At 68.1% G+C, this 11,622-nt stretch carries 5 protein-coding genes and 2 rRNA genes; all 7 read left to right on the top strand.

The annotated features are described in order from the left end of the window. The first annotated feature begins 26 nt into the window (after positions 1 to 26). Positions 27 to 1,277, top strand: a complete 1,251-nt coding sequence (locus tag AC2TDM_RS10335; RefSeq protein WP_090030336.1) for an argininosuccinate synthase — start codon at positions 27 to 29, stop codon at positions 1,275 to 1,277. A 7-nt stretch (positions 1,278 to 1,284) separates the two neighbouring features. After that, positions 1,285 to 2,733: an argininosuccinate lyase gene (gene argH, locus AC2TDM_RS10330; protein WP_484636436.1), complete on the top strand. Its 1,449-nt coding sequence runs from the start codon at positions 1,285 to 1,287 to the stop codon at positions 2,731 to 2,733. Next, the gene (locus AC2TDM_RS10325; RefSeq protein ID WP_484634552.1) at positions 2,730 to 3,458 is read left to right on the top strand and encodes a nucleoside/nucleotide kinase family protein; all 729 of its coding nucleotides are present in this window, start codon (positions 2,730 to 2,732) and stop codon (positions 3,456 to 3,458) included. The genes argH and AC2TDM_RS10325 overlap by 4 nt, the downstream gene beginning before the upstream one ends. A gap of 152 nt (positions 3,459 to 3,610) precedes the next feature. After that, positions 3,611 to 4,306: a DNA-3-methyladenine glycosylase gene (locus AC2TDM_RS10320; protein WP_175499219.1), complete on the top strand. Its 696-nt coding sequence runs from the start codon at positions 3,611 to 3,613 to the stop codon at positions 4,304 to 4,306. Positions 4,307 to 4,364: 58 nt separating this feature from the next. Continuing rightward, positions 4,365 to 5,792 carry a tyrosine--tRNA ligase gene (gene tyrS, locus AC2TDM_RS10315; protein WP_484634551.1) on the top strand — a complete coding sequence of 476 codons (1,428 nt, stop codon included), beginning with the start codon at positions 4,365 to 4,367 and terminating at the stop codon, positions 5,790 to 5,792. Positions 5,793 to 6,462: 670 nt separating this feature from the next. Next, positions 6,463 to 7,985 (top strand): 16S ribosomal RNA (locus tag AC2TDM_RS10310). A gap of 445 nt (positions 7,986 to 8,430) precedes the next feature. Then, positions 8,431 to 11,541 (top strand): 23S ribosomal RNA (locus tag AC2TDM_RS10305). Together the 16S and 23S rRNA genes form the textbook arrangement of a ribosomal RNA operon. The last annotated feature ends 81 nt before the right edge of the window (positions 11,542 to 11,622 follow it).

The raw sequence follows: 11,622 nt of genomic DNA, 5'->3' as shown, positions 1-11,622 counted from the left end.
ACGAGAGAACGAGAGAGACCACCACCATGACCGACCGCGTCGTGCTCGCCTACTCCGGCGGCCTGGACACCTCCGTGGGCATCGGCTGGATCGCCGAGGCGACGGGCGCCGAGGTCGTCGCCGTCGCCGTGGACGTCGGCCAGGGCGGGGAGGACCTCGAGGTCATCCGGCGCCGCGCGCTGGACTGCGGCGCCGTGGAGGCGTACGTCGCCGACGCCCGCGACGAGTTCGCCGAGGAGTACTGCATGCCGGCGCTGCAGGCCAACGGCCTGTACCTCGACAGGTACCCGCTGGTCTCCGCGCTGTCGCGGCCGGTCATCGTCAAGCACCTCGTCCGGGCGGCGCGGCAGTTCGGCGCGACGACCGTGGCGCACGGCTGCACCGGCAAGGGCAACGACCAGGTGCGGTTCGAGGTCGGCATCACGTCGCTGGCCCCCGACCTCACGTGCCTCGCGCCCGTCCGCGACCTGGCGCTGACGCGGGACAAGGCCATCGAGTTCGCGGAGCGCAAGAACCTGCCCATCGCGACGACGAAGCACAACCCGTTCTCCATCGACCAGAACGTCTGGGGCCGCGCGGTCGAGACGGGCTACCTCGAGGACATCTGGAACGGCCCGACGAAGGACGTCTACTCCTACACGGACGACCCGACGTTCCCGCCGGTCGCCGACGAGCTCGTCCTCACCTTCGAGGCCGGCGTGCCCGTCGCCATCGACGGCGTGGCCGTGACGCCGCTGCAGGCGATCCAGGAGATGAACCGCCGCGCCGGGGCGCAGGGCGTCGGCCGCATCGACATCGTCGAGGACCGCCTCGTCGGCATCAAGAGCCGCGAGGTGTACGAGGCCCCGGGTGCGATCGCCCTCATCGCCGCGCACCAGGAGCTCGAGAACGTCACCGTCGAGCGGGAGCAGGCGCGGTTCAAGCGCGGCGTCGAGCAGCGCTGGACCGAGCTCGTGTACGACGGCCAGTGGTTCAGCCCGCTCAAGCGCTCCCTCGACGTCTTCATCGCCGACACGCAGCGCTACGTCTCGGGCGAGGTGCGCCTGATGCTGCACGGTGGCCGCGCGACCGTCACGGGGCGCCGGTCGGAGGCCAGCCTCTACGACTTCAACCTCGCGACGTACGACACGGGCGACTCCTTCGACCAGTCCGCCGCGAAGGGCTTCATCGAGATCTACGGGCTGTCGAGCAAGCTCGCCGCCGCGCGCGACGTGAAGTTCGGCAACGCGCCCGACCTGGGGCAGGCCGGCGGCATCGGGACGGTCGAGGGTGCCTGAGACGCCCCTGTCGCCGGGCGCGCCGGGCGCGCCGGCCGGCGCCGCCGCCGCGTCGTCCGCCGCGCTGTGGGGCGGTCGGTTCAGCGCCGGACCCGCGGCCGCGCTGGCGGACCTGTCGCGCTCGACGCACTTCGACTGGCGGCTGGCCGACCACGACATCACGGGCTCGGTGGCGCACGCGCACGTCCTGCACGCGGCCGGCCTGCTGTCCGACGACGAGGTCCGCGACATGGTGGCCGCGCTCGAGCGGCTGCGCGCGGACGTGGCGTCGGGCGCCTTCGGTCCGACGCCGGACGACGAGGACGTCCACACCGCGCTCGAGCGGGGTCTCGTCGAGCGGGCCGGTGCGGAGCTCGGCGGCCGCCTGCGCGCCGGCCGCTCGCGCAACGACCAGATCGCCACGCTCGTGCGCATGTACCTGCGCGAGCAGTCGCGGGTGCTCTCGGGCCTGGTGCTCGACGTCGTCGACGCCCTCGTCGAGCAGGCGGCGCGGGCCGGCGAGGCGGTGCTGCCCGGCCGCACGCACCTCCAGCACGCCCAGCCCGTCCTGCTCGCGCACCACCTGCTCGCGCACGCGTGGCCGCTGCTGCGCGACGTCGAGCGCTGGGCCGACTGGGACGCGCGTGCCGCCCGCTCCCCGTACGGGTCGGGGGCGCTCGCCGGGTCCTCGCTCGGGCTGGACCCGGCCGCCGTGGCCGCCGAGCTGGGCTTCGCCGGGCCCGTCGAGAACTCCATCGACGGCACGGCGTCCCGCGACGTGGTGGCGGAGTTCGCCTTCGTCGCCGCGATGACCGCCGTGGACCTCTCGCGGCTGGCCGAGGAGGTCGTCCTGTGGTCGACCGTCGAGTTCGGCTTCGTGCGGCTGCACGACGCGTACTCGACCGGGTCGAGCATCATGCCGCAGAAGAAGAACCCGGACGTGGCCGAGCTCGCGCGCGGCAAGGCCGGTCGGGTCGTCGGCGACCTCACCGGGCTGCTCACGACGCTCAAGGGGCTGCCCCTCGCGTACAACCGCGACCTGCAGGAGGACAAGGAGCCCGTCTTCGACCAGGTGGACCAGCTCAGGGTGCTGCTGCCCGCCTTCGCCGGGATGGTCGCGACGCTCACGTTCGACACCGCGCGCATGGCCGAGCTCGCGCCCCGGGGGTTCTCCCTCGCGACCGACGTCGCCGAGTGGCTCGTCCGGCAGCACGTGCCGTTCCGCGAGGCGCACGAGGTCGCGGGGGCCTGCGTGCGGGCGTGCGAGGCGCACACGCCGCCGGTCGAGCTGCACGAGCTCACCGACGACGAGCTCGCGGCGATCAGCCCGCACCTGCGCCCCGAGGTCCGCGAGGTGCTGACCGTCGCCGGTTCCGTGGCCTCGCGCGACGCGGTCGGCGGGACGGCGCCCGTCCGGGTCGCCGAGCAGCTGGAAGCCGCGCGCGCCCGGGCGGCGGCGCTGCGCGACCGGGCATGACGTCGGACGCGGGGACGGGCGTCCGACCCGGCGCGTCGTCGGCCGCCGTGCCGGACGGCACGTCGGGCGGCACGTCGGCCGGCACCGCGGCCGGCACCGCGGGCGGCACCGCGGGCGGCACCCCGGGCAGTACCCCGGCCGGTGGGCGCTCGGTGCCGGCCGCGCCCCTCGTCGCCGAGCGCGTGGCGGCAGGACCCGCGCGCCTGGGTGCCGTCCGGCTGCTGTGCGTCGACGGGCCGGCCGGCTCGGGCAAGACGACCCTCGCCGCCCGGGTCCGCGAGCGGCTGACGGCCGCGGGGCTCGCGGTCGGCGTCGTGCACCTGGACGACCTCTACGAGGGGTGGAGCGGGCTGGAGGGCAGCCTGTGGCCGCGGCTGCAGGCCGAGGTGCTGGGGCCGCTGGCCGCCCGGCGACCCGGACGGTACCGCCGCTGGGACTGGCCCGCCGGCGCCTTCGCCGACCACGTCGACGTCCCCGTGCCGGACGTGCTGGTCCTCGAGGGGTGCGGGTCGGCGCGGCGTGCGGCCGACCCGGTCGCGACCCTGCGGGTGTGGGTCGAGGCACCGGCCGCGCTCCGCCTCGAGCGCGGGCTGGCCCGCGACGGCGCCGACACGCGGCCGCAGTGGGAGGCGTGGATGGCCGACGAGGCCCAGCACTTCGTCCGCGAGGACACGCGTGCCCGCGCGGACGTGCGCGTGGACCGCGACGGGCTGGTGCTCCCGTGAGCACGCGTCCGGGAGAGGCGCGCGGCGTGGGGCAGGATGGGCACGTGGACACGCAGCCGGGCACGGGCACGCCGCCCGCGGGTGTGCCGCACGACCAGCCCCCACGCTCGCGCACCGGCGCGCGCACCGGTCCGGTCGTGCGGCCCTGGTCGGTGGCCTCCGCGCTGCCCCCCGGCGCGACGGTCACGACCCCTGCGCGCGTCTGGTACGCGCGGGACGTGCTCGTCGTCGCCCGGGACCTGCTGGGTGCCTACGTCACGCGCCGCAGCCCCGAGGGCGACGTCACGGTCCGCGTGACGGAGGTCGAGGCGTACGCGGGCTCCGAGGACCCGGGGTCGCACGCCTTCCGGGGCCGCACCGCGCGCAACGGCGTCATGTTCGCCGAGCCGGGCCGGCTCTACGTCTACCGGCACCTCGGCCTGCACCACTGCGTCAACGTCGTCGCGCAGCCCACGGGGTCGCCCGCCGCGGTCCTCCTGCGCGCAGGGGAGGTCGTCGACGGCGAAGACCTGGCGTGGGAGCGCCGCGAACGCGTCGGCGTGGTCGACTCCCGGCGGCAGCTCGCCCGCGGGCCGGCTCGTCTCGCGGTCTGCCTGGGCCTGGACCTGCAGGACAACGGTGCGGACGTCACGGAGCCCGAGGGGGCGGTCGTCGTCCACCGCCCGGGGACCACCCATGCCCAGCACGCCACCGGCCCCCGGGTCGGCGTGTCCGGCACCGGCGGCGACGCCGGGCGCTTCCCGTGGCGGTTCTGGCTGCAGAACGAGCCAACGGTGTCCCCGTACCGCCCGGCGTATCGCTCGCCGGCGCCGGCAGACGCCCCCGACGGGGCGACGGCGTCGGCCTGACGCGTCCGCCCGCCCCGACCCTCTCGCCCGCGACCCGCGCGGCGGGGAAGGCCCCGACATGACCCAGCCCGTCCACCCCGCCCTTCCCGACGCCCTGCCCGACGACGCCGGCGCGGCGTCCGCCGTGCGCGACGCCCTGCCCGCCGACCTGCCCGCCGATCTGCCCGGCCACCTGCCGGACGCCGTGCCCGCACGCGCGGAGGCGCAGCCCTCCGTGCTCGACGAGCTCGCCTGGCGCGGCCTCGTCGCCCAGACGACGGACACCGACGCCCTGCGCGAGGCGCTGGCGGCCGGACCCGTCTCGTTCTACTGCGGCTTCGACCCGACGGCGCCGAGCCTGCACATCGGCAACCTCGTCCAGATCCTCACGGTGCGCCGCCTCCAGGACGCCGGGCACCGCCCCTTCGCGCTCGTCGGCGGGGCCACCGGTCTCATCGGCGACCCCAAGATGACGGGGGAGCGGACGCTCAACGCACCCGAGCTCGTCGCGGGCTGGGTCGCCCGCATCCGTCGCCAGATCGAGCCGCTGCTGCGGTTCGAGGGCGAGGGCGCCGCGACGATGGTCAACAACCTCGACTGGACGCAGGACCTGTCCGCGATCACCTTCCTGCGCGACGTCGGTCGGCACTACCGGCTCGGCACGATGCTCGCGAAGGACACGGTCGCGCGCCGCCTGCAGAGCGAGCAGGGCATCAGCTTCACCGAGTTCAGCTACCAGATCCTGCAGGGCATGGACTTCCTCGAGCTGCACCGCCGGCACGGCGTCACGCTGCAGACCGGGGGGAGCGACCAGTGGGGCAACCTGCTCTCGGGCGTGGAGCTGGTGCGCCGCTCGGAGGGCGCAGCGGTGCACGCCCTCACCACGCCGCTCATCACCAAGGCGGACGGCACGAAGTTCGGCAAGACGGAGTCCGGCACGGTCTGGCTGGACCCGACGATGACGACGCCGTACGCCTTCTACCAGTTCTGGCTCCAGGCGGACGACGCCGACGTGGTGCGCTACCTGAAGGTGTTCACCTTCCGCAGTCGCGAGGAGATCGAGGCGCTCGAAGAGGACGTGCGCGCCCGGCCGGCCGCCCGGGCGGCGCAGCGTGCCCTCGCGTGGGACGTCACCGCGCTCGTGCACGGTGCGGCGGTGGCGCAGGCGGTCGTCGACGCCAGCGAGGCGCTCTTCGGTCGCGGCGCGCTGGCCGACCTCGATCCCGACGTCCTCGCTGCCGCGGTCGCGGGGCTGCCCACCGCTCCGGGCCGGCCGGGTGACCCGCTCGTCGACCTCCTCGCGGCCACGGGCGTCGTCGCGAGCAAGGCCGCCGCCCGCCGCGCGATCGGCGAGGGCGGGGCCTCCCTCAACAACGCGCGCATCACCGACGCAGATGCGACCCTGCAGGAGCCCGACCTCCTGGCCGGGCGCTGGGCGCTGCTGCGCCGGGGCAAGCGCACCCTCGCCGTGGTCGACGCCGGCCCGGCCGGGTCGCCGCGTCCGTGAGGTCGCCGCGTCCGTGAGGTCGCCGCGTCCGCGAGGTCGCCGGCCCCGGGCGGCGCTGCCGCCGGCCGGGGCGTCGGCCTCGCGCGGCGCACCGGCCCGCCCCGGTCGACGGGTGCGCGACGGGCGTACGTCGCGGACCGCCGTCGGAGCGGCGTCGCTGCAGGTCAGGATCCTGGTGACCGTGGTCGCGGCCGCGCGACACGCCCGGGATGCACGCGGGTTTGCACGCCCCGCAACATCCGCGTAATGTTCTACGACGTCGCCCGGCAGGGAGGAAAGGACACCAGGGTTCAACCCGGTGGCCGGTCCCGCTGAGGCGGCCTCCCCAGCACGATGAGTCGGGCGCCTTGCGTCCGGCCCGCTGGACGCGTCGGGACTTCGGTCCGGATGCGGCGAGAACGAGCCCCAGGCGAGATCGCGGTGACGTGGTCGAGGTGGTGTGCGTCTGTTCCTTGAGAACTCAACAGTGTGTCAAGTAGTCGATGCCAAATCGCCTGCCTGTGCTGGTGCTGGTCCCTGTTGTGGGGGTTGGTGCTTGTGGGGGTGGGTTGTTGTTTGGTTGATCTGGACAGGCCAGATGGCTTGTTCTGTCAGCTGGGGTTTTTCTCTGTGTTTGTCGACTGCCGTGCTGCTGCGCTCTCGGGTGTGGTGGTGTGGTTGTTGTCTATCATTGACGGAGAGTTTGATTCTGGCTCAGGACGAACGCTGGCGGCGTGCTTAACACATGCAAGTCGAACGGTGATCTCCAGCTTGCTGGGGTGATCAGTGGCGAACGGGTGAGTAACACGTGAGTAACCTGCCCCTGACTCTGGGATAACTGCTGGAAACGGTGGCTAATACCGGATATGACGTGTGCCTGCATGGGTGTGCGTGGAAAGTTTTTCGGTCAGGGATGGGCTCGCGGCCTATCAGCTTGTTGGTGGGGTGATGGCCTACCAAGGCGACGACGGGTAGCCGGCCTGAGAGGGCGACCGGCCACACTGGGACTGAGACACGGCCCAGACTCCTACGGGAGGCAGCAGTGGGGAATATTGCACAATGGGCGAAAGCCTGATGCAGCGACGCCGCGTGAGGGATGACGGCCTTCGGGTTGTAAACCTCTTTCAGCAGGGAAGAAGCGAGAGTGACGGTACCTGCAGAAGAAGCGCCGGCTAACTACGTGCCAGCAGCCGCGGTAATACGTAGGGCGCAAGCGTTGTCCGGAATTATTGGGCGTAAAGAGCTCGTAGGCGGTGTGTCGCGTCTGCTGTGAAATCCTCAGGCTCAACCTGGGGCTTGCAGTGGGTACGGGCACACTAGAGTGCGGTAGGGGTGACTGGAATTCCTGGTGTAGCGGTGGAATGCGCAGATATCAGGAGGAACACCGATGGCGAAGGCAGGTCACTGGGCCGCAACTGACGCTGAGGAGCGAAAGCATGGGGAGCGAACAGGATTAGATACCCTGGTAGTCCATGCCGTAAACGTTGGGCACTAGGTGTGGGGTCCATTCCACGGATTCCGTGCCGCAGCAAACGCATTAAGTGCCCCGCCTGGGGAGTACGGCCGCAAGGCTAAAACTCAAAGAAATTGACGGGGGCCCGCACAAGCGGCGGAGCATGCGGATTAATTCGATGCAACGCGAAGAACCTTACCAAGGCTTGACATGCACCGGTAACACTCAGAGATGGGTGCCCCGCAAGGTCGGTGCACAGGTGGTGCATGGTTGTCGTCAGCTCGTGTCGTGAGATGTTGGGTTAAGTCCCGCAACGAGCGCAACCCTCGTTCCATGTTGCCAGCGGGTCGTGCCGGGGACTCATGGGAGACTGCCGGGGTCAACTCGGAGGAAGGTGGGGATGACGTCAAATCATCATGCCCCTTATGTCTTGGGCTTCACGCATGCTACAATGGCCGGTACAAAGGGCTGCGATACCGCGAGGTGGAGCGAATCCCAAAAAGCCGGTCTCAGTTCGGATTGGGGTCTGCAACTCGACCCCATGAAGTCGGAGTCGCTAGTAATCGCAGATCAGCAACGCTGCGGTGAATACGTTCCCGGGCCTTGTACACACCGCCCGTCAAGTCACGAAAGTCGGTAACACCCGAAGCCGGTGGCCCAACCTCCTCGTGAGGGGGGAGCTGTCGAAGGTGGGACTGGCGATTGGGACTAAGTCGTAACAAGGTAGCCGTACCGGAAGGTGCGGCTGGATCACCTCCTTTCTAAGGAGCATCTGACGCGCGTCCTTGCCTGTCGTGGGTGGGGGTGGTGCGTGCAGGACCATGCCCTGGCCGTGCGTGCTGGGGGTGGTGCTCGAGGGTGGAACATCGACTGCTGCCGGTCCTGCGGGCCCGGGTGACCCTAGTACGTCGTGTGGTCGTGTCCTTGCTCCTCCTGGTGGGGGGTGGGGTGCGGTGCGCGGGTGGGAACGGGTGGCCGGGGTGGTCTGGGGGTCGGCTGACACGCTGTTGGGTCCTGAGGGAGCAGCTGCCCGGTCGGGTGGTGTGTTCGTCTCGGGGCCATGGCCGGGGTGCTCGTACCGGCTCATGCCTGGTCCTCTTCCGTCGTGAGGGGGTCGGGGGTGGGTGCTGGCGGTGCCGGATCCGGTCGTGGTGGTCGTTGTTTGAGAACTGCACAGTGGACGCGAGCATCTTTGAATGATCTTTGTGGCAAGTTTTTAAGGGCACAGGGTGGATGCCTTGGCATCAGGAGCCGAAGAAGGACGTGGTAGCCTGCGATAAGCCTCGGGGAGTCGGCAAACAGACTGTGATCCGAGGATGTCCGAATGGGGGAACCCCGCAGCAGTCATGTGCTGTGACCCGCACCTGAATATATAGGGTGTGTGGAGGGAACGCCGGGAAGTGAAACATCTCAGTACCGGCAGGAAGAGATATTCCGTGAGTAGTGGCGAGCGAAAGCGGATCAGGCCAAACCGTGCGCGTGTGATACCCGGCAGGGGTTGCGCGTACGGGGTTGTGGGACCTTGCTGGGCTGGCTGCCGCCGGCCCGGGGAGTGAGAAAGTCGCGCCATAGTCGAACGGCTTTGAATGGCCGGGCACAGAGGGTGGTACCCCCGTAGACGAAATGGTGTGGCCTCCCGTGAGGGATCCCAAGTAGCTCCGGGCCCGAGAAACCTGGAGTGAATCTGCACAGACCACTGTGTAAGCCTAAATACTACCTGGTGACCGATAGCGGACAAGTACCGTGAGGGAAAGGTGAAAAGTACCCCGGGAGGGGAGTGAAATAGTACCTGAAACCGTGTGCCTACAATCCGTCGGAGCCTCCCTAGCAGGGGTGACGGCGTGCCTTTTGAAGAATGAGCCTGCGAGTTAGTGGTACGTGGCGAGGTTAACCCGTGTGGGGAAGCCGTAGCGAAAGCGAGTCCGAACAGGGCGAGGTAGTCGCGTGCTCTAGACCCGAAGCGAAGTGATCTAGCCATGGGCAGGGTGAAGCGCGGGTAAGACCGTGTGGAGGCCCGAACCCACCAGGGTTGAAAACCTGGGGGATGACCTGTGGTTAGGGGTGAAAGGCCAATCAAACTTCGTGATAGCTGGTTCTCCCCGAAATGCATTTAGGTGCAGCGTCACGCGTTCCTTGCCGGAGGTAGAGCTACTGGATAGCCGATGGGCCCCACCAGGTTACTGACGTTAGCCAAACTCCGAATGCCGGTAAGCCACAGCGTGGCAGTGAGACTGCGGGGGATAAGCTCCGTAGTCGAGAGGGAAACAGCCCAGATCACCGGCTAAGGCCCCTAAGCGTGTGCTAAGTGGGAAAGGATGTGGAGTTGCACTGACAACCAGGAGGTTGGCTTAGAAGCAGCCACCCTTGAAAGAGTGCGTAATAGCTCACTGGTCAAGTGATTCCGCGCCGACAATGTAGCGGGGCTCAAGCACACCGCCGAAGCCGTGACACGTGCACAACAGCTCAGCCCGCAAGGGTTCAGGCGTGCAGGTGGGTAGGGGACGTCGTGTGGGCGGTGAAGCCGCGGAGTGATCCAGCGGTGGAGACCACACGAGTGAGAATGCAGGCATGAGTAGCGAATGACGGGTGAGAAACCCGTCCGCCGAATGACCAAGGGTTCCAGGGCCAGGTTCATCCGCCCTGGGTAAGTCGGGACCTAAGGCGAGGCCGACAGGCGTAGTCGATGGACAACGGGTTGATATTCCCGTACCGGCGAAGAACCGCCCATACCGAGCCCGGTGACACTAACCACCGCGTGCTCCCACCGTCCCTTCGGGGACACCGGGGGTGCGTGCTGGGACCTGATCCGGTAGTAGGTAAGCGTGTTAACAGGGGTGACGCAGGAAGGTAGTCCGGCGTGGCGATGGTAGTCCACGTCCAAGGCTGTAGGGCGTCCGGTAGGCAAATCCGCCGGGCATGTGCCTGAGAGCTGATGGTGACCGCACTCGCGGGAACAGGGTGATCCTATGCTGCCAAGAAAAGCCTCGACGCGAGGTTCTAGCCGCCCGTACCCCAAACCGACTCAGGTGGTCAGGTAGAGAATACCAAGGCGATCGAGACAATCGTGGTTAAGGAACTCGGCAAAATGCCCCCGTAACTTCGGGAGAAGGGGGGCCTGATGTGTGAACCGGCATGCCCGGGGCAGCACGGAGGGCCGCAGAGACCAGGGAGAAGCGACTGTTTACTAAAAACACAGGTCCGTGCGAAGTCGCAAGACGATGTATACGGACTGACGCCTGCCCGGTGCTGGAAGGTTAAGAGGACGGGTCAGCAACGCAAGTTGCGAAGCTCAGAATTTAAGCCCCAGTAAACGGCGGTGGTAACTATAACCATCCTAAGGTAGCGAAATTCCTTGTCGGGTAAGTTCCGACCTGCACGAATGGCGTAACGACTTCTCCGCTGTCTCAACCGCGAACTCGGCGAAATTGCACTACGAGTAAAGATGCTCGTTACGCGCAGCAGGACGGAAAGACCCCGGGACCTTTACTATAGCTTGGTATTGGTGTTCGGTGCGGTTTGTGTAGGATAGGTGGGAGACTGTGAAGCGGGCACGCCAGTGTCCGTGGAGTCATCGTTGAAATACCACTCTGACCGCTTCGGATGTCTAACCTCGGTCCGTGATCCGGACCAGGGACAGTGCCTGGTGGGTAGTTTAACTGGGGCGGTTGCCTCCTAAAATGTAACGGAGGCGCCCAAAGGTTCCCTCAGCCTGGTTGGCAATCAGGTGGCGAGTGCAAGTGCACAAGGGAGCTTGACTGTGAGACCGACAGGTCGAGCAGGGACGAAAGTCGGGACTAGTGATCCGGCGGTGGCTTGTGGAAGCGCCGTCGCTCAACGGATAAAAGGTACCCCGGGGATAACAGGCTGATCTTGCCCAAGAGTCCATATCGACGGCATGGTTTGGCACCTCGATGTCGGCTCGTCGCATCCTGGGGCTGGAGTAGGTCCCAAGGGTTGGGCTGTTCGCCCATTAAAGCGGTACGCGAGCTGGGTTTAGAACGTCGTGAGACAGTTCGGTCCCTATCCGCTGCGCGCGCAGGAAACTTGAGAAGGGCTGTCCCTAGTACGAGAGGACCGGGACGGACGAACCTCTGGTGTGCCAGTTGTTCCGCCAGGAGCACGGCTGGTTGGCTACGTTCGGAAGGGATAACCGCTGAAAGCATCTAAGCGGGAAGCCTGCTTCAAGATGAGGTTTCCACGCCCCCTTCGTGGGGTGAGAGGCTCCCCGTAGACCACGGGGTCGATAGGCCGGATGTGGAAGGCAGGACCAACGACTGCCGCAGCTGACCGGTACTAATCAGCCGACAGCTTGCTCACACCATTCACTGCTACGCGTCCACTGTGCGGTTCCCGAACCACGACCCACCCCCACCCGCCACCACCAGGTGGCCGGGTGCG

The organism is Cellulomonas sp. plas2, assembly GCF_057221735.1.
Note: the sequence above shows the minus strand (reverse complement) of the source record. Positions and strands in the feature narration are given on the sequence as shown.